19 protein-coding genes and 2 pseudogenes are annotated in these 22,618 nt (G+C 68.8%); 12 read left to right on the forward strand and 9 right to left on the reverse strand.

What is annotated here, in order from left to right; genetic code table 11:
- Positions 1 to 36: 36 nt before the first annotated feature.
- The 3 genes from AC4OR5_RS09980 (at position 37) to AC4OR5_RS09990 (ending at position 3,097) form a co-directional block, all read left to right on the forward strand.
- Positions 37 to 1,413, forward strand: a complete 1,377-nt coding sequence (locus tag AC4OR5_RS09980; RefSeq protein WP_058160444.1) for an iron-containing redox enzyme family protein — start codon at positions 37 to 39, stop codon at positions 1,411 to 1,413.
- On the forward strand, positions 1,397 to 2,347 hold the full coding sequence (locus AC4OR5_RS09985) for a methyltransferase (protein ID WP_058160443.1): 951 nt from the start codon (positions 1,397 to 1,399) through the stop codon (positions 2,345 to 2,347). Before AC4OR5_RS09980 ends, AC4OR5_RS09985 begins: the two co-directional genes overlap by 17 nt.
- A gap of 141 nt (positions 2,348 to 2,488) precedes the next feature.
- A complete protein-coding gene (locus tag AC4OR5_RS09990) occupies positions 2,489 to 3,097 on the forward strand; it encodes a Yip1 family protein (RefSeq protein WP_023107937.1) in 609 nt (202 codons plus the stop codon).
- 3 nt (positions 3,098 to 3,100) lie between these two features.
- Here the strand turns inward: AC4OR5_RS09990 and AC4OR5_RS09995 are convergent, their stop codons facing one another.
- On the reverse strand, positions 3,101 to 5,050 hold the full coding sequence (locus AC4OR5_RS09995) for a hybrid sensor histidine kinase/response regulator (RefSeq protein WP_491952828.1): 1,950 nt from the start codon (positions 5,048 to 5,050) through the stop codon (positions 3,101 to 3,103).
- A gap of 229 nt (positions 5,051 to 5,279) precedes the next feature.
- Here AC4OR5_RS09995 and AC4OR5_RS10000 point away from each other — a divergent pair, with 229 nt between their 5' ends.
- From AC4OR5_RS10000 to AC4OR5_RS10010, 3 genes are all read left to right on the forward strand, one after another.
- A complete protein-coding gene (locus tag AC4OR5_RS10000; protein ID WP_023107939.1) occupies positions 5,280 to 5,870 on the forward strand; it encodes an NAD(P)-dependent oxidoreductase in 591 nt (196 codons plus the stop codon).
- Positions 5,871 to 5,882: 12 nt separating this feature from the next.
- Entirely contained in the window at positions 5,883 to 6,230 is a 348-nt protein-coding gene (locus tag AC4OR5_RS10005; protein ID WP_058160442.1) for a hypothetical protein, read from the forward strand.
- A 284-nt stretch (positions 6,231 to 6,514) separates the two neighbouring features.
- Positions 6,515 to 6,823: a hypothetical protein gene (locus tag AC4OR5_RS10010; protein ID WP_073646942.1), complete on the forward strand. Its 309-nt coding sequence runs from the start codon at positions 6,515 to 6,517 to the stop codon at positions 6,821 to 6,823.
- Between the two features lie 31 nt (positions 6,824 to 6,854).
- Here AC4OR5_RS10010 and AC4OR5_RS10015 read toward each other — a convergent pair.
- The 8 genes and pseudogenes from AC4OR5_RS10015 to AC4OR5_RS10050 all read right to left on the reverse strand — a co-directional run bounded on the left by AC4OR5_RS10015 (position 6,855) and on the right by AC4OR5_RS10050 (position 11,583).
- Positions 6,855 to 7,063 (reverse strand): annotated as a pseudogene (locus AC4OR5_RS10015) (hypothetical protein).
- Between the two features lie 56 nt (positions 7,064 to 7,119).
- Positions 7,120 to 7,458: a YgaP family membrane protein gene (locus AC4OR5_RS10020; protein WP_058160441.1), complete on the reverse strand. Its 339-nt coding sequence runs from the start codon at positions 7,456 to 7,458 to the stop codon at positions 7,120 to 7,122.
- A gap of 42 nt (positions 7,459 to 7,500) precedes the next feature.
- Positions 7,501 to 7,693: pseudogene (locus AC4OR5_RS10025) on the reverse strand (M42 family peptidase); the annotation flags it as partial.
- Positions 7,694 to 7,763: 70 nt separating this feature from the next.
- Entirely contained in the window at positions 7,764 to 8,234 is a 471-nt protein-coding gene (locus AC4OR5_RS10030; protein WP_003088967.1) for a PA2171 family ribosome-binding persister protein, read from the reverse strand.
- A gap of 201 nt (positions 8,235 to 8,435) precedes the next feature.
- Entirely contained in the window at positions 8,436 to 8,888 is a 453-nt protein-coding gene (locus AC4OR5_RS10035; protein ID WP_023435548.1) for a ferritin-like domain-containing protein, read from the reverse strand.
- Between the two features lie 124 nt (positions 8,889 to 9,012).
- Positions 9,013 to 9,789 carry an alpha/beta hydrolase family protein gene (locus AC4OR5_RS10040; protein ID WP_058155935.1) on the reverse strand — a complete coding sequence of 259 codons (777 nt, stop codon included), beginning with the start codon at positions 9,787 to 9,789 and terminating at the stop codon, positions 9,013 to 9,015.
- Positions 9,786 to 10,883, reverse strand: a complete 1,098-nt coding sequence (locus AC4OR5_RS10045; protein WP_058153063.1) for a DUF3182 family protein — start codon at positions 10,881 to 10,883, stop codon at positions 9,786 to 9,788. Before AC4OR5_RS10045 ends, AC4OR5_RS10040 begins: the two co-directional genes overlap by 4 nt.
- A 334-nt stretch (positions 10,884 to 11,217) precedes the next feature.
- Positions 11,218 to 11,583, reverse strand: coding sequence for a DUF3509 domain-containing protein (locus AC4OR5_RS10050; protein WP_003110773.1), 366 nt, complete (start codon positions 11,581 to 11,583; stop codon positions 11,218 to 11,220).
- 367 nt (positions 11,584 to 11,950) lie between these two features.
- On the opposite strand from AC4OR5_RS10050, the gene glgA reads away from it, so the two are divergent.
- The 6 genes from glgA to glgX are packed head-to-tail and all read left to right on the forward strand — an operon-like array spanning position 11,951 to position 22,528.
- A complete protein-coding gene (gene glgA, locus AC4OR5_RS10055; protein ID WP_058160440.1) occupies positions 11,951 to 13,492 on the forward strand; it encodes a glycogen synthase GlgA in 1,542 nt (513 codons plus the stop codon).
- Positions 13,492 to 15,243: a malto-oligosyltrehalose trehalohydrolase gene (treZ, locus tag AC4OR5_RS10060; protein ID WP_058160439.1), complete on the forward strand. Its 1,752-nt coding sequence runs from the start codon at positions 13,492 to 13,494 to the stop codon at positions 15,241 to 15,243. Before glgA ends, treZ begins: the two co-directional genes overlap by 1 nt.
- Positions 15,236 to 17,290, forward strand: coding sequence for a 4-alpha-glucanotransferase (malQ, locus tag AC4OR5_RS10065; protein WP_058160438.1), 2,055 nt, complete (start codon positions 15,236 to 15,238; stop codon positions 17,288 to 17,290). Before treZ ends, malQ begins: the two co-directional genes overlap by 8 nt.
- Entirely contained in the window at positions 17,283 to 20,063 is a 2,781-nt protein-coding gene (locus tag AC4OR5_RS10070) for a malto-oligosyltrehalose synthase (protein WP_058160437.1), read from the forward strand. The genes malQ and AC4OR5_RS10070 overlap by 8 nt, the downstream gene beginning before the upstream one ends.
- On the forward strand, positions 20,060 to 20,365 hold the full coding sequence (locus tag AC4OR5_RS10075) for a DUF2934 domain-containing protein (protein WP_058160436.1): 306 nt from the start codon (positions 20,060 to 20,062) through the stop codon (positions 20,363 to 20,365). The genes AC4OR5_RS10070 and AC4OR5_RS10075 overlap by 4 nt, the downstream gene beginning before the upstream one ends.
- Before the next feature lie 12 nt (positions 20,366 to 20,377).
- Complete coding sequence (gene glgX, locus AC4OR5_RS10080) at positions 20,378 to 22,528, forward strand: glycogen debranching protein GlgX (protein WP_058160435.1); 2,151 nt, start codon at positions 20,378 to 20,380, stop codon at positions 22,526 to 22,528.
- The last annotated feature ends 90 nt before the right edge of the window (positions 22,529 to 22,618 follow it).

Below are 22,618 nucleotides of genomic sequence, written 5' to 3' on the forward strand. Positions count from 1 at the left end.
CGGCCGCCTCCGCAAACCCACGACAAGGAACGCGACATGAGCCTGTCTTCGCCCCTCCCTGCCTCCAGTGCAAGCCCTTCGCCCAGGGTCCGCGACCTGTACCACGCCCTGCTCGACGAGCCCCGCGAGCACCTCGAAGCCGCCGGCGAGTTCCTCGACCAGCAATTGAGCCTGGCCGCCACCCATGACGACGACCTGCCGGAGGACCCCGCCGATTGGCCGGCCTGGCTCGATGCCGGGGCCCGGCGCACCGCCGAGGCGCATGCCGAATACCTCCGGGCTCGTCGGCGCGGCGAAGGGCGACGCTACTTCCAGGTTCCCTCCCAGGCGATGCACTTCATTCGCAGCGTGGCCCCGACCAAGCTGGTCGACGGCGCCTGGCTCTACGGGCTGTTGCCGCATCATGGCGAGGAACGCCTGCGGCCGCTGCTGGAGACCTTCCTCGAAGAACTCGGCGACGGCGTCCCGGCACGCAACCATGTCCTGCTCTACCGGCGCCTGCTGGCCAGCATCGGCAGCGAGGAAGTCGAAGGCCTCAGCGACCTCCACTACCTGCAGGGCACCCAGCAACTCGCCCTCGGCCACCTCGTCGCGGACTACCTGCCTGAAGTGATCGGCTACAACCTCGGCTACGAGCAACCGCCGCTGCACCTGTTGATCACCACTCAGGAACTGCGCGAGCTGGGCTTCGACCCCTACTACTTCCAGTTGCACGTGACCATCGACAACGCCGCCAGCGGGCATGCGCGCAAGGCCCTGCGCGCGCTCTACGACAACCTGCCGCAGCTGGGCGGGCGCGCGGCCTTCCTCGAACGGGTGAGGAACGGCTACCGCCTGAACGAGGTCGGCCTGAGCACCGAGCAGGTGATCGACGGCTTCGATCTCAAGGAAGAATTGCTGGCCATGTTCGAGCGCAAGCGCCCCTACGCCGCCGGCATGCATTCGGATCGTTGCCGGATCGGCGGGCGCACGGTGAACCAGTGGCTGGCGGTGCCCGGGCGGTTCCCGGCGTTCCTCGCCTGCCTCGAGGAAGAGGGCTGGATCCGGCGCCATGCCGATCCGCGCGGCAGCCGCTTCTGGAACCTGATCGAGGGCGACCGGGCGGCGATGTTCGGAGTCTTCACTCCCTACGAGCAGCAGTTGCTGTACGACTGGATCGCTGGCGACTGGCAAGCCCCCGCTCCGGCGGACAGGGACCCGCTTGCGCCGCTGGCGGAGCCGGCGACGGCGGGCAGCGACGTGGACGCCGAGCAGGTCGCGCTGCGGCGCGAGCTGCTGCGGCTATCCCCCGAGCAGGGCGTCGCACGCCTTCTCGAACTGATGGCCCCGCACCGCCACCACGGCCCCGCCGGTCTCCTTGCCACGCGGATGTTCAGCCAGCGCTGGAGGGCCGCCCATGCCCAGCCTGAATGATCCGCGCCTGGACGTCCTGGTCAGCCTCGGCAACTGGTTGCGAGGCCAGGACTACCGTTTCGTCACCGTCACCCCGGCGACCCATGAGCGCGTCAACGCCCGCCCGGAAAACCGCATGACCCGGGACCTGGCCGGCATCTTCGGCTGGAGCCGGGCATTCGCCGGGGAAAGCCTGCCGGCCGACTGGCTGACCCTTCTCGCCGGCGCCGACCTGATCCGCCGCGAGGCGGACGGCTGGCGCAGCCAGGTGCGCGTCTCCAGCCTCGGCGAGCAACTGTTCGTCCATTCGGCCTTCCCTACCCTGGCCGCCGACGCGGTGTTCTTCGGCCCCGACACTTACCGCTTCGACCGGCTGATCCGCAGCCACCTGGCATCGTCCGATCCGGCGCGCATCCGCCGTGCGGCGGATATCGGCTGCGGCGCCGGGCCCGGCGCGATCCGCATCGCCCTGGCCTGCCCCGACGCCGAAGTACACGGGCTGGATATCAATCCGGCGGCGCTCGACCTGGCGCGGGTCAACGCGGCGCTGGCCGGGGTCGGCAACCTGACCCTGGCGCGCAGCGACCTGCTGAGCCAGGCGCCCGGTCGCTTCGACCTGATCGTGGCCAACCCGCCCTACCTCCTGGATGCCTCGGAGCGCGCCTACCGGCATGGTGGCGGGTTGCTCGGCGCCGGGCTCTCGCTGGCAATCGTCGATGCCGCCCTCGAGCGCCTGGAAGCCGGCGGCAGCCTGCTGCTGTATACCGGGGTGGCGATGGTCGAAGGCGGCGATCCGTTCCTCGCCCGCATCCGCGAACGCCTGGCGTCTCGCGAGTGGGACTGGGACTACCAGGAACTGGACCCGGACGTGTTCGCCGAAGAGCTGGACAGCCCCGCCTACCGAGAAGCCGAGCGGATCGCCGTGATCGGCCTGCGGGTCACTCGTCGCGCCTGAGGCGCTCCAGGCCTTCCAGGCTCTCCACCCGATCCTCGTTCAGGCGCTGCCGGCGCTCGCGGACCGCCCGGCACGCCACCTGAACCCCCTCGCGCCGGGCCGGTCCAGACTCCTGAACGCCACAGAAAAGAGGTGCCCGTCATGACCCGCGAAATGGCTCGGCTACTGATCAGTCCCGCCAATGCCTGGCCTCGTCTGCGCCAGGACTACGACCATCATCCTTTCGCCTTCCTCGCTCCGCTGTTGCTGTTACCGCTGCTGCCGGCGGCCTGCCTGTTCATCGGCACCACCCAGGTCGGCTGGTCGCTGCCGGGCAACGACAGCGTGCAACACCTCTCCAGCGGCAGCGCCCTGCTGCTGGCGACGATGTGTTACCTGGGCTTCGTCGCCGGCGTGGTGATCATGGGCTTCTTCGTACGCTGGGTGCTGTTCCGTACGCCATCGCGCCCCAGCGTACCGGGCAGCCTGACCTTCACCACGGCGATCGCCGTGCCCTTGATGCTCGCCGGGATCGTCGCCCTGGTGCCCTGGCGGGTCCTCCTGCTGCTGGCCGCGGCGGCGGCCTGCGCCTACTCGGTACGCCTGCTGTTCACCGGCCTGCCGCTGTTCATGCGCATGCAGGAGCGGCAGACGCTGTTCTACGCCTTCTGCATCCTCGGCGTCGGCTTCCTGACCCTGCTGACCACCGCCTTCCTCTTCATCGAGTTCTGGGGCCAGAGCCTGGCCGGCAGCGGCGAGTACCTGCGCTGAGGCTCAGCCGGCCTTCAGCGTGGCGGTCAGGAACAGGTACAACTCTTCCTGGCCGAACGGCTTGGCCAGCTTGGGCAACTGCGCCGCCGCACCTTCGATCTTTTCCGCGAAGCCGGTGGCCAGGGCCATCTTCAGCGGCCGGCCCTGGGCCATGACCCGCTCCACCAACTGGCTGCCGTTCATCCGTGGCATCGCCTGGTCGGTCAGGAGGATGTCCAGCTCCGGCGTCGCCGTGAGAATCTCCAGGGCCAGGCTGCCGGAGTCGGCCTTGAGTACCGAGCAACCGAGGTCCTCCAGCATTGCCGCGGTGTTGTTCAACACCAGCGGGTCGTCGTCCACCACCAGTACTCGACAGGACAAGCGCACCCGCTCGCTTTCGCTGGGCGGCTGCGGCGCGCCATTGCCCGCCCTGGCACCTTCGGGGGTACGGGGAACGGCGGGAATCCAGACGTTCGCGGTGGCGCCGACGCCCGGCTGGCTCTCCAGGGTGAGCCGGCCGCCGAGCTGCTCGGCGAGGCCGTCGACGATCGACAGGCCCAGCCCGGTGCCACGCCCAATTCCCTTGGTGGTGTAGAACGGCTCCACCGCGCGGCGCAGGGTTTCCTCGTCCATGCCGCTGCCGGTGTCGCTGATGCTCAGGCAGATATAGTTGCCCGGCGCGAGGCGATGGGGATTGTCCGCCGGCACCCGCTGGTTGCTCGCGGAAAAGACGATGCGCCCGCCGTTGGGCATGGCGTCGCGGGCGTTGGTGGCAAGGTTGATGATGGACAGTTCGAGCTGGTTGGCGTCGGTCAGGCCGAGGTCGAGATCCAGGGGAAAGCGCGTCTCGATCGATACGCTCGGTCCCAGGGAATGGATCAGCAGGTCGGTCATCCCGCGCAGCAGATCGGGGATCGCGCAGGGTTGCGGATCGAGACGTTGCTTGCGGGCGAAGGAAAGCATCCGCTGGGTCAGGTTGGCGCCGCGCTGGGCGGCCTCCAGGGCGTTTTGCAAGAGGTCGGCGGTGCGCTGGTCGCCGGGCAGGCGTTTCTTCAGCAGCCCGAGGCTGCCGATGATCACCGTCAGCAGGTTGTTGAAGTCGTGGGCCACGCCGCCGGTGAGGTGCCCCAGGGACTCCATCTTCTGGGCCTGGAACAGCTCCTGGCGGGCCCGTTCCAGTTCGCGTTCGGCTTCGATCCGGTGGGTGATGTCACGGGTTACCTTGGCGAAGCCGATCAGCCGGCCATCGCTGTCGCGGATCGGGTCGATCACCACGTTGGCCCAGAAGCGACTGCCGTCCTTGCGCACCCGCCAGCCTTCCTTCTCGAAACGCCCCTCGCGTTCGGCGGCGGCCAGGCCACGGGCCGGCTCGCCGGCCTCGCGGTCTTCGGGGGTGTAGAAGCAGGAGAAGTGCCGGCCGATCACCTCTTCCGGCAGGTAGCCCTTGATCCGCTGGGCGCCGAGGTTCCAGTTGGTGATCCGCCCGCGGTGGTCGAGCATGTAGATGGCGTAGTCGGTGACGCTCTGCACCAGCAGGCGGAACTGCTCCTGGTTGTGGCGCAGGGCTTCCTTGGCCGCGCGCCCTTCGCTGAGATCGCGGACCAGTTGGGCGAAGCCGAGCAGTTGGTCCTGGCTGTCGCGGATGGCGTCGATCACCACCTGCGCCCAGAAGCGCTTGCCGTTGCTGCGCACCCGCCAGCCCTCGGTCTCGAAGCGACCCTCGGCATCCGCCTGGCGTAGCGCCTGCTGCGGAACGCCGGCGTCGCGGTCCTTGCGGGTATGAAAGCAGGCGTAGTCGCGGCCAAGTATCGCGCTCGCGTCGTGGCCGAACAGGCGTGCCGCGCCGCCGTTCCAACTGGCGACCCGGCCGGCGCTGTCCAGGGTGTGGATCGCGTAGTCGTCGACCGCTTCGTCGAGCAGGCGGTTGCGCGTAGCCAGGTTCAGGGGGACTTTCGGTTTTCTTGTGGTTTTCATGGACGTGTTCACTCGTCGGCTGCTCGACCCGGGCTGCAAGGCACACCCAGCAAGGTAGTACGAAGAACGTCTTCCGGCCGCTCGCTGGCTCGCCCCAGGAACTTGGCCGACCTTTCGGAAGACCCCGGCGCGGCCGGCGAATTCCATTCGCCGGAACCTTGTGCGGAGTATGGCTTTCGATATGCAGGTAGGGACATCTCCGTTCCACCGCAGCGACCCGGGAGTTCCCATGCGCAATCTGGAAACCGCAACCCTGAAGCTGGGGATATTCCATCCCCACGACAGCCTGAGCCAGGCGCTGATCGCCGCCGCCTTGCAGCGACAGATCGAAGTCAGCGCCTTGCAAGCCGATCTCAACAGCCTGCAGGCGCGCCCCGGGCTGCGCTGCAAGCCCGCCAGCCTGGCGTCGTCGATCGAGGTCAGCCAGGCGGCGGCCGGTCTTGACCTGCTGTTCGCGCCGTTGTCCGACTACGCCGCCGAGGCCCTGCCGCCGATCTGCGCCGCGCTGATCGATGGCGCCCTGCGCGCCGAGGTACCGCGCCTGTTCCTGCTCGGCCACTGGCAATGGCTGGTGGCGCCGCGCGACGCCGGCGAGGAGCAACTGGGTGCCGGGCTCGAGCGCAGCCTCACGGTCAGCGGCCTGGACTGGACGCTGGTGGAGGTTCCGAGCCTGCCCGCCGGCCTGCGCATCGACGATTTCAGCCGCGCCGGCGACCTCGCGGAAGCGGATGCCGCCAGGGTGTTCGCCTGCGCCGAGGCGCTGCTCGACGAAGTCCGCCTCGGCCTGCACAAGCGCCAGTGCCTGCGCCTGGCGCCCTGAGGAGAACCCGCCATGTCCGGCCCCGATACCCTCAGCCAGGCTTTCGGCACCCTGCTGCTGGCCCTGGCCTTCAGCGCCTTCATCGTTTTCGTTCGCGGCTACCGCCCGGGCGGGGTCAGCGGCACCTGGTACGACCTGGTGCTCGCCTTCGTCGCGGTATGGCTGGCGTTCTGGCCCGAAGCCGGCGTACTCGCACGCTCGCCGAGCCTGGCCAATGCCCTGGGGCTGGCCTTGCAGGTCGGCGCCACCCTGTTCGGCGGCCTGCTCGGCTACGGGGTGGCCTGGGGATTGCGGCGGGCGCTGCGGGAAACCCGGGAAAAAAGATCGGCTTCTTCGCCGGTGAATCGGCGAGGTTCGTAGCGGAGATATCGAGAAAACACATATAACCCGATGGCGTTGCGAATTTTCCAGATGCTTATAAGGAGTGCCGAACGGGCTTTTCACCCGCGCTGATTGCATTCCGGCATCAGCGTTCTGCACGCTCTCTTGCATTCTGCATCCCGCGCGCCATGCGGGATGCAGCTTATCCCGCAGATTCTGGATGTTGCCGGCATTTCGGCCTCGCGGCACCTATAGTTATCCGTACCGTTGGCATGTATCGACGGTTTCTCTCTGATTCAGGCTAATCCCGCTCCAGGGACGGAGTGGATCTTTTTCTTGCGCTGCGCAAACCGGGGAGAGCTGGCCAGATGAACCTTTCCTACCTGTACCTGAAGAAGATCCTCGAGGAGGAACTGCGCGACCACGACTGCCAGTGCCAACTGAACCCCGACTTCACGGTGACCATCAGTTGCCGCGTGGGTGGTCCCCACGGCGCGCTCTACATGGTGCCCAACAGCGACTTCCTGAAGAGCAGCAGCTTCAGCGACCTCAGCGCCTTCATCCTCAACCTGCGCGAGGAAATCAGGCGCTTCGGCGAGTTCGAGGCGGAACTCCAGACCGGCACCGGCTGAGCCCCTCCCCCCTTCTTTTTCCCTCCCGCCGTCAGGGCTGCTGGTAGTGTCCCGGCGTGCTGCCCGGTTAACCTTGCTGACCTGGATATCGCTGATCGCCTCGGCGTCGTGCGGTCGATGCAGTGCCTGCAAGTGGCGGCGCGCCTCCTCGCGGCTGAGGGTATCCGCCTCGCTGTGCAATTCGCAGGTCATCGGTTGATCGTCGAGGATGTAGCTGATCAGGAACAGCTGGCTGGCCATCGTCTCGCCCTCCTCTGATTGTTCAGCCCTGCGCCGGGGCGCAGGGCCTCTGGCTGTCATGGCAGATCGGCGTCCAGCGCTGCGGCCGGCCGCGAATCGTCGCGCTGGCGCTCCTGCAGGCGTTGCAGGCGGCGGGTCAGGTGCTGCACCTCTTCGCGCAGCAACTGCAACTCTTCCCGCGGTTCATTGAGCAGGCCCTTGACGTGGCAATGCCCGCTCAGCCCGCGGCTGACCAGCAGACCGCTGGCGACCGCCTTGCAGGCGCCGGGCAAGCCGCCGCGGGCCAGGCCGAAGCCGGCCAGGACCAGTCCGGCGCCGATGGAAGCGAGTCGCTCGCCACGTTGCAGGTTGTGCGGCAGGCCATTGGCCGTATGAGTCGGCAGGTATTCGTTCATGGCATTCTCCTTGCGTCGGTTAACGGTCGGGCTTCGCCCCCCCGGCGGCTGCACGAGCCATTCCGCCAGCGTTCGCCGGCAGGCCTCGATGCGCTCTTCCAGGACGATCTCGAAACCCTCGGTGTTCTCGGTCGGACTGCCGATGCAGCCCGACCTGTGCGGCCGAGGCGAAGTCCACCAGCAGTGCCGCCTGCGGCTGGTACTGGCGGACTTCGGCGGCACGCGGCGGGCGGTCGGGTGCCCTAATCGGCGCCGCTCGTCTTCCTGCCGCCCGGGTCACGCGCCGGCAGCACGGCGCGCTCGCCTCAGGCCGCCCGTTTTTCCAGGCGTGCCTTCAGCTCTTTCTTGTGCTGCTGCATGGCCTGGCCGAGTTGCTTGAGGGCGGCGGCGTCGAGCAATTGCCGGGCGCGCGGGAACAGCTCGCCCTCCTCCTCCTCGATGTGGTGCTCGAGGAGTTCCTTGAGCACCTTGACCCGGCCGGCGAACTGCACGGTGTCCGGGCGGGTGCGCTTGAGGTCGGGAAGGACCAGGGAGTCCACCGTGCGGTGTTCCTCCTTGGCCTCGTAGTACATCTTCAGCTCTTCCTTGCCGCCGCTGTCCCTGATCGCCGGATAGAGGATGTCTTCCTCGATGGCGGTGTGCAGCACCAGTTCCAGTTCCAGCCTGCCCAGCAGCTCGCTGCGCTTCTTCAGCGCCCGTTCGGTGGTCTCGCTGAGTTCGTTGAGCAGTTTCTTCACGGTCTCGTGGTCATGGACCAGCAATTCGATGGCGTTCATGGTCGCTCCTCATCGGTTTGTTATCCGAGTGCTCCGGCACTCTCTCTAGCTGAGCGCGCGCTCCTCCGCCGAGTTCAGTCACGAGGACCGGCGGTCGCCTCGATCAGCGGAAACGCGGCGATCCGCAATGAGCGCGGTTCCTGGCCGTCGCGCAGCGAGGCCCGGGACCGCCTCATGGCCTTCCCCTCGCGGCACCGGGCCTCAGGCGCGGGCGTCGCGCAGGGCGCGGACCCGGTCGTGGTGACGGAGCACGCCCTGGTACTGGCGCTCGATCACCTGGTGGATCTCCGCCGGCAGCGGTTTTTCCAGCGCCGCCTGGTAACGCTGCTTGGCGACATCCTCGCCGCGCTCGCATTCGTTGAGCACCGCCGCTTCGTCCTTGCCGGTGACCAGTGACTTCAGGTCGACCCAGCGTCGGTGCAGGTCGCCGGCGAAACTGGTGCTGTCCTTGGGTTTGCCGCCCAGTTCCAGGACGATCCGCTCCAGCTCGTCGGCGGCCGCGGCGCAATCGCGGCTCTGCTCCAGCATCGTCGCCTTCAACTGCGGGTCGCGCAGGTCTTCGGCGCAGGCCTGGAAGCCGGCCTCGCCATCCTTGCTGGTTTGCAGCAGGTCGTTGAGTACGTCGAGGGTGTCGTCGAGGTTGGTCTGGTTCATTTCGCTCTCCTTGGCCCGGAGCTGTCCGGGATTTCTCGCGTCTGTCGACGCCGGCGCCTGCCGGCACGGACGTGGGCAGCAACCAGCGCCCACGGAAGGTGGGAGGCCTGCCGTCGCGGAGCGTTCAGAAAGCCGGATGGATGGTGGCGTAGGTCGGGGTGATGCTGAGACGTTCGCCGACCACCATCTCGGTGATCCAGTCCACCAGGATCGAGGTGTAGGCGTCCTGCGCCGCCTCGCTGCTGAGGGCATGGTCGGCGTGGTCGATGATCCGGTGGGTCAGCGAATGGGTCTGCTGGAAGGCGGCGCGAAAGCTCATGATGGTCGAGTGCGGCACGTAGCTGTCGAACTCCGACTCCACCAGCAGCACGTCGCCGCGGAATCCCGCGCAGGCCTGCAGGGCTCGGTTGCTGGCGGCCGGGATCAGGCTGCCGCGGTACTCGATGAGATCCTCGCGGTCGAGCAGCAGCTTGGGCGTCAGCCAATCCTCGTCGCGGTAGATCGCCGGCACCCGCAAGGCCAGCCAGCGCACCGCGCGCAACTGGCTGAGGATCGCCGCCAGGTAGCCGCCGTAGCTGGTGCCGACCACCGCGATCGCCTCGCTATCGATGGCCGGGTGGGCCACCAGCCGGTCGTAGGCGGCGAGCAGGTCCTGCAGGTTGTCCTCGCGCGTCACCAGCGCCTGGCGCCCGCTTTCCGCGCCGTGGCCGCGCAGGTCGAAGGTCAGGCACACGCAGCCGAGCCCGGCGATGCCCTGGGCGCGCTTCAGGTCGCGCTGCTGGCTGCCGCCCCAGCCGTGCACGAAGAGCACGCCGGGAACCTTCGCCCGGGGGCTGAGGAAGGTGCCTTCGATCCGGTCATCGCCGACCCCGATGCGGATGCGTTCGCTGTTCGCCGTCATGCCTCCCCCGTCATCGCGTACTTGAGCAGGAAGTCGCCGTGTTCGTCGGGACCGCGGTAGATCACCCGGCTGTTGTCCGGCAGGCGCTTGTCTTCGTGGATCTCGAACGACGCGGCGCGCACCGCGGGCAGTCCCGGGTCGGCGCGGAAGGCCTCCAGCGCGGCGATCTCGGCGCTGCTCGCGCCGCCGATCCGCCAGGACTGTTCGAGCACGCCGAAGCGTTCACGGCCATTGCCGTCCGTGCCCTGGGCAATGTCGTAGTTGCGCCGCGAGGCGAAGCAGCCGGGGAAGAAGATCGCCGCGGCGGTGTCGAAGATCCGCGCGTACTCGATGGCCTGGCGCACCTCGCGGGCCAGGTCCAGGGTCAGCAGCTCGGCATAGCCGCCGCGCGCCACCAGCAAGTCGGAGCCGGCGTAGACCAGTTCGCCGCGCGCGTTGCGGGTCTGGTGCTGGTGACCGTGGTAGCTCAGCAGGAAGCCGTTGACCCGGAGCTGGCCGACGCTATGGGTAACGACCCCGTCCAGGTTGGCTTCCAGCACCAGGCCCTGCGCCAACTGGCGTTCCTCCAGCCCGCCGAGCCAGCCGTCCAGTTCGTCGAGGTCGTGCGCCACGTACTGGCCGAGGCCGCCACAGGCCTCCGCCAGCTTGGCCCGCACCGGTCCTTCGGCGAGCAGGCGGGCGCCGGCGCGGTGTGCGTCGGCCAGGCTGAAGACGCTGACGCCGTTGAGCACGACGTCGCGGACCTTCTCCGCGAACAGCGGGTTCCAGCCTTCCGGCGCCACGCCGCCGCGCGGCAGCGGATGGACGATGGCCTTGCCGGCGATGAACGCGTGCTCGACGAAACCGCCGAGCAGATCTTCCTCACTGTTCACGCCCAGGCGCACGGCGGTCTCCCTGCCGACCAGGGTGCGGGTCGGGACCAGGTAGAGGGGGCCTCGCTGGTGCAATTCGGGTTCGTAGCGGCCGCCGAACTCCAGCTTCTGGACTTCCGCCAGCCAGCGCGCCAGGGCCAGGTTGCCCTGCACTTCGTGTTCGGCGGCCGCGGGATCGACACTATGGGCCACCACCAGTCTCTGCCGAGGGTCTGCGCTCATGTTCCGCTCCTCCTGGATGGAAACCGGGCATTCAGGGCTCCGGTATGGGCGAGAGGGACTCTTCGTCGGGCCGTTCCATCGGAATTTCTTCCGGGAACTCCTGGGGGACGTGGCTTTCGTGGTCAGGAACCGGGTATTCGTCCGGGTCCCTGGATGGGTTGTGTGGACTCGTCGCTGGCGCAGCCGATGATGCAGAAATGGAAAGACGCATGTCCGCCTCCATCGTTGGTATGAGTTCTAGATGGAGGGTACGAGAGCGGATTTGGTTCGGACCATGCGTCGGAAGGCCGGGTCGGCGCCTGACCGCCCCGGCGCTGAAGCTGAAACAGCCGGCTCAGCGAGCCAGGCTCATGGTACGCAGCTTGCCGCCGGCGACCAGGACCTTGCGGTGGGTGAGATGCTGGTTGTCGCTGTCGCGGAACGTGAGCAGGTCGATACGCTTGCGGAAATAGTCGCTGTCGCGGATCTGCAGCGGCCCCTGGTCGATGATCAGGTCCCGGCGGATGCGCTCCAGCACCTGGTTCAGCAACAGCGGGTTGCTTTGCTCCTGGCCGGAGATCGCCCGGCTCACCAGGCGCTTGCCCTGGTCGTTACGCAAGGTCACCAGCAACGCGCCGTCAGGCCGAGGTTGGCAACTGACGCGCACATCCTTGAAATGCTCTTCCAGGTACTCAACCAGGTTTTCATCGGTCTCTAGCATTGCTGGCCTCCTGTCTCATCAGATTCTTTGACGCCGGTAATCAGGCGTATCTCTGCCGAGCAGAAGACGTACCAATTCCTCTTGAAAATAAAACTCTTATAAATCAATGGCTTGTAAAACAAGCCGGCGAATTGATATTTGCATTTTGCAAGAAAACCCCCGGCAAACCTTGCATTCGGCAACCCGCCGCGCCCGTCGTCTCGCCTGCAACCCCCTGGCGAGGCCTCTCGCAAGCCGAGCCGCCGGTAAAAAAAACTAAACTTCCGCCGCTCCCCTCCGGTCACCCCTAGCAAGGACTTCGCCCATGCCACGGCGCGACGGAGTCCGACCGACCAACGCCAAGGACAACGTACGACCGGAGGATGACATGGGACATTCTGTTGCAGGCGCTTGCCTGGAAGAACCCGCGGTACTGACCGCTTTTCCGTCGCTGCTGCACCCGCAGGACCCGCCGCAACAGAGGGATCGGATACTCTTCGTCACCGCCGAGCTAAGCGACTTCGTCAAGGTCGGCGGACTCGGCGACTTTTCCGCCGCGCTGCCGCGGGTGCTCAAGCGCGAGCATTCGGTGCGAGTCCTGCTGCCCGGCTATCGCCAGGTGCTGGAGCGCTGCCGCGACCTGCGGATCATCGGCAGCCTGCCCGGCCGGGCGGCGATCCCGCCCTGCGAGATCGGCCTGGTGACCCTGGACGACGGCCTGGAAGTCATGCTGGTGCTCTGCCCGCTGCTCTACGAGCGCGAGGGTACGCCGTACATGGACGACCAGGGCAACGACTGGCCGGACAACCACCTGCGCTTCGCCCGCCTGTGCCTGGCCGCCGCCGAGATCGCCGGCGGCCGCGGCGCCCAGGGCTGGCAGCCGGGCCTGGTGCACGCCAACGATTGGCCGTCGGCGCTGACCCCCGCCTACATGGCCTGGAACGGCGTGCGCACGCCGAGCCTGTTCACCATCCACAACCTCGCCTACCAGGGCCTCTGCGACCTGCAATGCAGCGCCGAGCTGGGTCTTCCCGACGAAGCGCTGAGCCACGAAAGCATGGAGTTCCACGGGCGCCTGTCGTTCCTCAAGGCCGGCATCGCCCATGCCCACCACATCACCACGGTGAGCGAGACCTACGCCCAGGAAATCACCACCCCCGAATTCGGCTGCGGCCTGCACGGCATCCTCAAGTGCAAGGTCGAGAAGCGTCAGCTCAGCGGCATCGTCAACGGCATCGACGATAGCTGGCAGCCGCACTGCGACCCGCACCTGGTGGCCGGTTTCACCGCTCGCCAATGGGCCGGCAAGCGCACCAACACGCAGCATGTGGAAGAGCGCTTCGGCCTGGAACCGGGCAAGGGGCCGTTGTTCGCGGTGGTTTCGCGCCTGGTGCAGCAGAAAGGCATCGACCTGACCCTGGAGATCAGCGACGCCCTGCTCCAGGCCGGCGGCCGCCTGGTCAGCATCGGCCGCGGCGAGCCGAGCCTGGAGAAGGCCATGCTCGATCTCGCCCGGCGCCATCCGGGCCAGGTCGGCGTGCATATCGGCTTCGACGAGACCGAGGCGCGGCGCATCTATGCCGGCAGCGACTTCCTGCTCATGCCCTCGCGCTACGAGCCCTGCGGGCTCAGCCAGCTCTATGCGCAATGCTACGGCTCGCTGCCGATCGCACGCTGCACCGGCGGCCTCGCCGATACCATCGTCGATGGCGTCACCGGCTTCCTGTTCCGTGAGGAAACCGCGCAGAGCTACCTCGACGCGGTGATGCGTGCGATCAACGTCTACCACTGTCCGTCGCTGCTCAACGCCATGCGCTGCAAGGCGATGGCCGCGCCGATGTTCTGGAACGACTCGGTGGAGCCTTACAACCGCCTGTACCGGCGCCTGTTGAGGAATACCGCTCCGGCCCTGCGCGGGGTACGCCAATGATGGCGATCCGGCGCCGCTTCGGCGCCCAGTTCCAAGGCAACGGCCGAACCTGCTTCGGCCTCTGGGCGCCGGACGCCCGCGAGGTCCGGGTCGAGACCGCCGACGGCCGCGACTGGCCGCTGGAAGGCAGCGACAGCGGCTGGTTCGAGGCGACCCTGCCCTGTCCGCCCGGCACCCGCTACCGCTACCGCATCGATGGCCGCCCCGGCGTGCCGGACCCGGCCTCGCAGTTCCAGCCCGACGGCGTACATGGCGACAGCCAGGTGCTGGATCATGACGCCTACGCCTGGCGCGTCGACGAGTGGCGCGGGCGGCCCTGGCACGAAGCGGTGATCTACGAGCTGCACGTCGGCCTGTTCGGCTCCTACGCCGAGGTCGAGCGCTTCCTTCCGCGCCTGGTGGAGCTGGGCGTGACCGCCGTGGAACTGATGCCGCTGGGCGAGTTTCCCGGTCGCCGCAACTGGGGCTACGACGGCGTGCTGCCGTTCGCCCCGGCGTCGGCCTACGGCACGCCCGAGCAGCTCAAGCATCTGATCGACAGCGCACACGGCATGGGCCTGATGGTCTTCGTCGACGTGATCTACAACCACTTCGGCCCGGACGGCAACTACCTCGCGCAGTACGCCGCCGCGTTCTTTCGCGACGACCGGCAGACGCCCTGGGGCCAGGCCATCGATTTCCGTCGCGGCGAAGTCCGCGAGTTCTTCTATGAAAACGCCCTGATGTGGCTGCTCGACTATCGCATCGACGGCCTGCGCTTCGATGCCGTGCACGCGATTCCCGATAGCGCCTTCCTCGTCGAGATGGCCCGCCGCCTGCGCGGCGCCGCTGGCCCCGAGCGCCATCTGCACCTGGTCCTGGAGAACGACGACAACCGCGCCAGCCTGCTGCGCCAGGGCTACGACGCACAGTGGAACGACGATGGCCACCATGCGCTGCACGTCCTGCTCACCGGCGAGAACGACGGCTACTACCAGGACTACCCCGAGCCGCTGGGTTGCCTGGCGCGCTGCCTGGCCGAAGGCTTCGTCTACCAGGGCGAAGCCAACCGCCACGGCCGGCCGCGCGGCGAACCGAGTGCCGACCTGGCGCCGGACGCCTTCGTGCTGTTTCTGCAAAACCACGACCAGGTCGGCAACCGCGCCTTCGGCGAGCGTCTCAGCGTTCTCGCCGAACCCCAGGCGTTGCGCCTGGCGATAGCGCTGCAACTGCTCGCGCCGATGATCCCGCTGCTGTTCATGGGCGAGGAATGCGCCGCGCGCGAACCGTTCCTGTATTTCACCGATCACCAGGGCGAACTGGCGGACGCGGTCCGCGAGGGACGACGCAAGGAGTTCGGCGAGTTCGGCCGCTTCGGCGACGGCGCCGCCCTCGCCTCGCTCCCCGACCCCAACGCGGTGGAGACCTTCGAGCGCTCGCGTCCCGGCCTGGCCGATTGCGACCCGGCCTGGCGCGGCTTCTACCGGCAACTGCTGGAGATCCGTCACGAACACCTGATCCCGCGCCTGCACGGCGCCCGTTCGCTGGGCGTGACCACCATCGCCGGCGCCGCGCTGTCGGCGCGCTGGCGACTCGCTGACGGCAGTGGCTGGCGAATCGACTTCAACCCTTCGCCGCTCGAAGCGGAAGTCGAGCCGCCGGCGGCCGCCACCCGGGTGCTGTTCCTCGACAACCTCGCCTGTGCCGAATATCGCCGCGGCCGCCTGGGTTCCCGCAGCATCGCGGTCAGCCTGGAGCCCGCCCATGAGTGACGCACGCCTGGCCGAACTGGCCGCCGCCGTGGGCCTGCAACTCGACTGGCAGGACGCCAACGGACGGCCGCAGCGGGTCGACCCGGAGGTCCAGCGCGGCCTGCTGGAAGCACTCGGCTATCCGGCGCAGAGTCCGCAACAGATCGAACAGAGCCTGGCCGCCCTGGCCCGGCTGCGTGAGGACAGCGCCAACCTCGGACTGCTGGTCGGCGAATGCGGCCAGCCGCTGGAGCAGGCGCTCGGCCCCGCCGGCACCCCGGGCGAGCTGGTCTACGAGGACGGCACGCGGATCGCCCTGCGCCTGGACGCTGAAGGCCGCCTGCCGGCGCAGGCCCGCAGCGGCTATGCGCAGCTGTCGCTGGAGCAGCGGGAATGGGCGGTGGCGATGGCGCCGCCGAGCTGTCCGTCCCTGGCCAGTCTCGCCCCGGGCCGTTCGCGTCGCTGGGGACTGGCCGCCCAGGTCTATGCCCTGCGCCGCCCCGGCGACGGCGGCCTGGGCGACAGCGCCGCCCTCGAGGACCTGCTGCGCAGCGCCGCGCGGCATGGCGCCGACGCGCTGGCGATCAGCCCGCTGCACGCCCTCGCCGAGGCCAACGGACATGCCTACAGCCCCTACTCGCCGTCCAGCCGGCTGTTCTTCAATGTCCTGCACGCCGCGCCAGCGACCATTCTCGGCGCGGCGGCGGTGGAACAGGCGATCCGTCGCGCCGGCCTGACCGCGGAGATGGCCCGCCTGGAGAGCCTGGAGCTGATCGACTGGACAGCCGCGGCGGACCTGCGCATGCGTCTGCTGCGCCAACTCCACCGCGACTTCATCGAGCGCGCCAGTCCCTTGCGCCACGACCTCGCCGAATTCCGCCGCGAAGCCGGCGAGGCCCTGCTGCACCACTGCCGCTTCGAGACCCTGCAGGCGCACCTGGGCGCCGGCCCCGACTGGAGACGCTGGCCGGAGCCGCTGCGCCGCCCCGGCGAGCCGGCGGTGGCCGCGTTCTGCGCCGATCACGCCGAGGAAGTGGACTTCCGTGCCTTCGGCCAGTGGCTGACCCAACGTTGCCTGCAACATGCCCAGCGCCAGGCGCGCGAGGCCGGTATGGCCATCGGTCTGGTCGCCGACCTGGCGGTGGGCGCCGACGGCGGCGGCAGCCAGGCCTGGTCGCGGCAGGAAGAGCTGCTCGCCGAAGTGAATGTCGGCGCGCCGCCGGACATCCTCAACCAGTCCGGACAGGACTGGGGCGTTTCCGCGTTCAATCCCGAAGGCCTGCGCCGCCACGGCTACCGGGCATTCCGCGAGATGCTGCGGGCCAACCTGGCCTGGCCCGGAGGGCTACGCATCGACCATGTGATGGGCCTGCAACGTCTCTGGCTGATCCCGCGCGGCCAGCCGCCCCACGCCGGCGCCTACCTGCGCTACCCGCAACGCGAGCTGCTGCGCCTGCTGGCGCTGGAGGCCAGTCGCGCCTCGGCGCTGGTCATCGGCGAGGACCTCGGCACCGTGCCCGAAGGCCTGCGCGAGGAACTGGCACGCCGCCAGGTGCTGGGTACCCGCGTGCTGCTCTTCGAGCGGCGCGGCGAACGCTTCGTGCCCCCGGCGCAATGGCCGGCGGACGCCATGGCCACCACCAGCACCCACGACCTGCCGAGCCTGTCCGGCTGGTGGCGGGGCCAGGACATCCACTGGCGCGTCCGCGCCGGCCACCGTAGCGCCGAGGAATGCGCGGCCGACCTGGAACTGCGCGCCGAGGAGCGCCGGGCGCTGGCCGCCAGCCTCGAACCGCCGGTCGATCCCGACCCCGCCGCCGAAGTGCCGCTGGACGCCTGCATCGGCTATGTCGGAGCGACCCCCGCGCCGTTGGTGCTACTGCCCCTGGAGGACGCCCTGGGCAGCCTGGAGCAGCCGAACCTGCCCGGCCCCGGCGACGCCCACCCGAACTGGCGGCGGCGCTGGCCGGAAAACGCCGCGCAGATGCTCGAAACGCCGCAGGTCGACCGGCGCCTGCGCCTGCTCGAACGCAGCCGCCGGGACGCCGGGGAGGACGCCCATGACTGAGCCCCGCGCTACCCTGCGCCTGCAATTCCACGCCGGCTTCACCCTCGACGATGCCCTGCCCTGGCTGGATTATTTCGCCGACCTGGGCATCAGCCATCTCTACGCCTCGCCGCTGTTCCGCGCGCGGCCCGGCTCCAGCCACGGCTACGACGTGGTCGATCCGACCCGGATCAATCCGCAACTGGGCGGCGAGCCGGCACTGCTGCGCCTGGTCCAGGGGCTACGGCAACGCGGCATGGGCCTGCTCATGGACATAGTGCCGAACCACATGGGCATCGGCGGCGGCGCCAATCCCTGGTGGCAGGACGTGCTCGAATGGGGGCGCGAGAGTCCCTACGCGAGTTTCTTCGACATCCAGTGGGAATCCCACGACGCCGCGTTGCGCGGCCAGGTGCTGCTGCCGTTCCTGCGCAGCGACTACGGCGAGGTCCTGGCTGCCGGGGAGATCGGCCTGAGCCTGGACCGCGAGGCCGGCCGCCTGCTGGCGAGCCACGGCGAGCAGCGCTTCCCGCTCTGGCCGGGCAGCTACCCGGAGCTGCTGGAAGACAGCGGCGAGCCGCGCCTGTCAGCCCTGGCCGGCGGTTTCCGCGAGTGCCGGCAGGACCGCGAGGCCTTGCGCGAGATGCAGCGTCAACTGGCGGCTGCGCTCGCCGAGAGCGCTCCGCGCGCAGCCCTCCAGCGCACGCTGGGCGAACTCCAGGAACGCCACGAGGAGGCTCGCCAACGCCTGCACCGCCTGCTCGAGGCCCAGCACTACCGCCTGGCCAGCTGGCGCACCGCGGCGGACGACATCAACTGGCGCCGTTTCTTCGACATCAGCGAACTGGTCGGCCTGCGGGTCGAGCGCGGCGAGGTGTTCGAGGCCGTGCACGGCAAGGTCTTCCAGTTGCTCGAGGACGGTCTGCTCGATGGCCTGCGCATCGATCACGTCGACGGCCTGGCCGACCCGCGCGGCTACTGCCGGCGCCTGCGCCGTCGCAGCGAGTGGATCCGCGCCCGTCGCGGCGGCGCGCCGATGCTGCTGTACGTGGAGAAGATCCTCGGTGGCGAGGAGCGCCTGCCCGAGGATTGGCTGTGCGACGGCACCACCGGCTACGACTTCATGAACCAGGTCAGCCTGTTGCAGCACGATCCGCGCGGCGAACGACCGTTGCGCGAACTCTGGCAGCGGGTCAGCGGACGCCCGGAGGCGTTTCTCGACGAGGTCTACCAGGCTCGCCAACTGGTCCTGGCGGGAAGCCTCGCCGGCGACCTGGAGAACCTCGCCCAGGGGCTGTTGCGGGTGGCGCGGGCCGACCTGGCCAGCCGCGACCTGACCCTGGGCGGTATCCGCCGCGCGCTGTTCCAGTTGCTCGCGCGCTTTCCGGTCTACCGTACCTACGCCGGGGCCTGCGGTCGCTCGGTCCAGGATCGCGAGGTGTTCCGCTGTGCCGCAGAGGCGGCCCGCGAGGATCTCGACGAAGCCGACCGCGCGGTCCTCGACCATCTCGAACGCTGGCTCGGCGGGCAGCCGCTGCGCGAGCTGCCGCCCGGTCCGCTGCGGCGCCTGCGCGGCGAGTTGCTGGCGCGCTTCCAGCAGTTGAGTTCGCCGACCGCCGCCAAGGCCGTGGAGGATACCGCCTGCTATCGCTCGGCGGCCCTGCTCTCGCGCAACGACGTCGGCTTCGACCCGCAGCGCTTCGCCGCTTCCGCCGAGGAATTCCATGCCGCCTGCGAAGCCAGGCGCCTGGCCAGCCCGCGCGCCCTGCTGGCCACCGCCAGCCATGACCACAAGCGCGGCGAGGACGCCCGCGCCCGTCTTGCGGCGCTCAGTGAACTGGCGCCCTGGTTCGCGCGTAACGTCGAGCACTGGCAAAGCCTGGCCACGCCGTTACGCCGCGACCTCGCCGAGGGGCCGGCGCCGAGTCCCGGCGACGAGCTGATCCTGTTCCAGGCCCTGCTCGGCAGTTGGCCGCTCGACGCGCCTTGCGACGGCGCCGCCCTGGACCAAGCGTTCCTCGTGCGGATGCGCGAATGGCAATGCAAGGCCTTGCGCGAAGCCAAGCTGCGCACGCGCTGGACCGCGCCCGACGAAGACTACGAGCGCGCCTGCGCCGACTATCTGGAACAACTCCTGCGCGCGCCACTGGCCCAGGCCCTGCGCCAGTCGCTGGGCAACGCGGCGGCGCGGCTGATGCCGGCCGGGGCCCTGAACGGCCTTGCCCAATGCCTGCTGCGCCTGACCTGCCCGGGTATCCCCGATCTCTACCAGGGGCGCGAGGACTGGGACTTCAGCCTGGTCGACCCGGACAACCGGAGGCCGGTGGACTTCGCCCGGCACGCCGCCGCCCTGGCCGCGCCGACGCCCTTCCCGGAACTGCTGGAGCACTGGCGCGACGGTCGCATCAAGCAGACCCTGATCGCCCGCGTGCTGGGGCTGCGGCGGATGCAGCCGGGCCTGTTCCGCGACGGCGACTACCTGCCCCTGGAGGTCAGCGGCGAGCATGCCGAGCGGGTCCTGGCCTTCGCCCGGCGCAGTCGTCACGGTTGCCTGCTGGTGGTGGTCCCGCGCCTGGCCTGCGCCCTGCTCGGCCACGCCACGCAGCCGCAGGTGCCGGCCGAGGCCTGGGGCGACACCTGCCTGCTGCTGCCGCCGAGTCTCTCCGAATGCACCTACAGCGGCCTGTTTTCCACCATGCCGCTGCCCAGCGACGGGCACCTGAGCCTGTCCGAAGTGCTCGCCGACTTTCCCGTCAACCTGCTTTACCGCCTCGCCCAGGAGGACACCCCATGAGCGCCGACGAAAAACGCATACGAGAGTTCGCCTACCAGATCTGGGAATCCGAGGGCTGCCCCGACGGCCAGGCCGAACGCCACTGGGTCATGGCCCGGCAACTGGCCGAAGCGGAAGCCGCCGCGGCGGCACCGAAGAAGACCCGCGGTCGGGCCAAGGCCGCCAAGGAAACCCCGGCCCTGCTGCAAGCGCCGGCCGCCAAGCCGCGCAAGCCGAGGGCCACGTCCCCGGCGCGGCCCGCCAGCGAAAAACCGGCGGCGGCCAAGCCGCGCAGCCGCCGCAAGCCCGAAGCGGGCGAATGAGGAGTCCAGTGCATGAGCAGAAAGCGTAGCCCCGCCCCTTCGCGGATCAGCGAAGGGCACCCCTTCCCCCTTGGCGCCACCTGGGACGGCCTCGGCGTCAATTTCGCGCTGTTCTCGGCCCACGCGACCAAGGTCGAGCTGTGCCTGTTCGACGCGCGCGGGGAAAAGGAGATCGAACGCATCGAATTGCCCGAGTATACCGACGAGATCTGGCACGGCTACCTGCCCGACGCCCACCCGGGGCAGATCTACGGCTACCGGGTGCACGGTCCCTACGAGCCGGATGCCGGCCACCGCTTCAATCCCAACAAATTGCTCCTCGATCCCTACGCCAAGCAGTTGGTCGGCCGCCTGCGCTGGTCTGAGGCGCTGTTCGGCTACACCATCGGCTCGGCCGACGCCGACCTCAGCTTCGACGAGCGCGACAGCGCGCCCTTCGTGCCCAAGTCGAAGGTCATCGATCCGGCCTTCACCTGGGCCGAGCGCCCGCCGGTACGCGTCCCCTGGGACCGCACGGTGATCTACGAAGCCCACCTGCGCGGCTTCAGCATGCGCCATCCGCAGGTTCCGGAGGCGGTTCGCGGGACCTTCGCCGGACTGATGAACGCCGACCTGCTGGCGCACATCCGCCGGCTCGGGGTGACCAGCGTCGAGCTGCTGCCGATCCACGGCTTCGTCGACGACAAGCACCTGCTGGAAAACGGCATGAGCAACTACTGGGGCTACAACAGCATCGCCTTCTTCGCCCCGCACCCGGCCTACCTCGCCAGCGGCCAGGTCAACGAGTTCAAGGAGATGGTCGCGCACCTCCACGACGCCGGGCTGGAGCTGATCCTCGACGTGGTCTACAACCACACCGCGGAAGGCAACGAGCTGGGTCCGACCCTGTGCATGCGTGGCATCGACAACGCCTCGTACTACCGCCTGATGCCCGACCAGCGCCGCTACTACATCAACGATTCCGGCACCGGCAACACCCTCGACCTCAGCCACCCCTGCGTGTTGCAGATGGTCACCGACTCGCTGCGCTACTGGGCCACGGAGATGCGCGTGGACGGCTTCCGCTTCGACCTGGCGACCATCCTCGGCCGCCATCCGGACGGTTTCGACGAGCGCCACGGCTTCCTCGTTGCCTGCCGCCAGGACCCGGTGCTGAGCAAGTGCAAGCTGATCGCCGAACCCTGGGATTGCGGCCCCGGCGGCTACCAGGTAGGCGGCTTCCCGCCCGGCTGGGCGGAATGGAACGACCGTTTCCGCGATTGCGTGCGCGCCTACTGGCGCGGCGACGACGGCATGCTGCCGGAACTGGCGCGACGCCTAACCGCCTCCGGCGATCTCTACGACCAGCGTGGACGGCGGCCCTACGCGTCGGTGAACTTCGTCACCGCCCACGACGGTTTCACCCTGCGCGACGTGGTTTCCTACGATCACAAGCACAACGAGGCCAACGGCGAGAACAACGCCGACGGCAGCGACCACAACCTGTCCTGGAACCACGGCTGCGAGGGCCCCACCGACGACCCGCAGATCCGCGCCCTGCGCCTGCGCCAGATGCGCAACCTGCTGTCCACCCTGCTGCTGTCCCAGGGCACCCCGATGCTGGTCGCCGGCGACGAGTTCAGCCGCACCCAGCAGGGCAACAACAATGTCTATTGCCAGGACAACGAACTGGGCTGGATCGACTGGCGGCTGGACGACGAGGGCCGTTCGCTGCTGGCCTTCACCCAGCGCCTGCTGGCCCTGCGCCAACGCTATCCGATCCTGCGCAGGGGGCGCTTCCTGGTCGGCGAGTACAACGAGGCGCTGGGGGTCAAGGACGTCACCTGGCTGGCGCCCGGCGGCGAGGAGATGACCGAGGAACACTGGCACGACGAGCACGCCCGCTGTCTCGGCGTGCTCCTCGATGGCCGCGCGCAACCCACCGGGATCCTGCGCAGCGGTGAGGATGCCACCCTGCTGCTGATCCTCAATGCCTACCACGACGCGGTGTCCTTCCGTCTTCCCGAGGTGGCCGAAGGCAGCGGCTGGTCCTGCCTGCTGGATACCCAGCGGCCGGAGGACCCGCTCGGCGAACGCTACCCGTTCGCCAGCGAGTTCCTGGTCGGCGGCCGCAGTTTCCTGCTGTTCGAGCTACAACCGCCGGGCGCCGGAGCGGAAGGATGAACGGCGGGGAAAAAAGCTGAACCGCCCCCGGCACCTCCAGTCGGAACCTTTAGGTGCCGCACGCGGCGCCTGCACATCCACCCTGCACAG

The sequence above is a fragment of the Pseudomonas sp. YA1 genome (assembly GCF_058680555.1).

Excerpts from the sequence above, each read along its gene's own strand:
- AC4OR5_RS09980 (WP_058160444.1), top strand. The coding sequence starts at position 37 with ATGAGCCTGTCTTCGCCCCTCCCTGCCTCCAGTGCAAGCCCTTCGCCC.
- AC4OR5_RS09985 (WP_058160443.1), top strand. The coding sequence starts at position 1,397 with ATGCCCAGCCTGAATGATCCGCGCCTGGACGTCCTGGTCAGCCTCGGC.
- AC4OR5_RS09990 (WP_023107937.1), top strand. The coding sequence starts at position 2,489 with ATGACCCGCGAAATGGCTCGGCTACTGATCAGTCCCGCCAATGCCTGG.
- AC4OR5_RS09995 (WP_491952828.1), bottom strand. The coding sequence starts at position 5,050 with ATGAAAACCACAAGAAAACCGAAAGTCCCCCTGAACCTGGCTACGCGC.
- AC4OR5_RS10000 (WP_023107939.1), top strand. The coding sequence starts at position 5,280 with ATGCGCAATCTGGAAACCGCAACCCTGAAGCTGGGGATATTCCATCCC.
- AC4OR5_RS10005 (WP_058160442.1), top strand. The coding sequence starts at position 5,883 with ATGTCCGGCCCCGATACCCTCAGCCAGGCTTTCGGCACCCTGCTGCTG.
- AC4OR5_RS10020 (WP_058160441.1), bottom strand. The coding sequence starts at position 7,458 with ATGAACGAATACCTGCCGACTCATACGGCCAATGGCCTGCCGCACAAC.
- AC4OR5_RS10030 (WP_003088967.1), bottom strand. The coding sequence starts at position 8,234 with ATGAACGCCATCGAATTGCTGGTCCATGACCACGAGACCGTGAAGAAA.
- AC4OR5_RS10035 (WP_023435548.1), bottom strand. The coding sequence starts at position 8,888 with ATGAACCAGACCAACCTCGACGACACCCTCGACGTACTCAACGACCTG.
- AC4OR5_RS10040 (WP_058155935.1), bottom strand. The coding sequence starts at position 9,789 with ATGACGGCGAACAGCGAACGCATCCGCATCGGGGTCGGCGATGACCGG.
- AC4OR5_RS10045 (WP_058153063.1), bottom strand. The coding sequence starts at position 10,883 with ATGAGCGCAGACCCTCGGCAGAGACTGGTGGTGGCCCATAGTGTCGAT.
- AC4OR5_RS10050 (WP_003110773.1), bottom strand. The coding sequence starts at position 11,583 with ATGCTAGAGACCGATGAAAACCTGGTTGAGTACCTGGAAGAGCATTTC.
- glgA (WP_058160440.1), top strand. The coding sequence starts at position 11,951 with ATGGGACATTCTGTTGCAGGCGCTTGCCTGGAAGAACCCGCGGTACTG.
- treZ (WP_058160439.1), top strand. The coding sequence starts at position 13,492 with ATGGCGATCCGGCGCCGCTTCGGCGCCCAGTTCCAAGGCAACGGCCGA.
- malQ (WP_058160438.1), top strand. The coding sequence starts at position 15,236 with ATGAGTGACGCACGCCTGGCCGAACTGGCCGCCGCCGTGGGCCTGCAA.
- AC4OR5_RS10070 (WP_058160437.1), top strand. The coding sequence starts at position 17,283 with ATGACTGAGCCCCGCGCTACCCTGCGCCTGCAATTCCACGCCGGCTTC.
- AC4OR5_RS10075 (WP_058160436.1), top strand. The coding sequence starts at position 20,060 with ATGAGCGCCGACGAAAAACGCATACGAGAGTTCGCCTACCAGATCTGG.
- glgX (WP_058160435.1), top strand. The coding sequence starts at position 20,378 with ATGAGCAGAAAGCGTAGCCCCGCCCCTTCGCGGATCAGCGAAGGGCAC.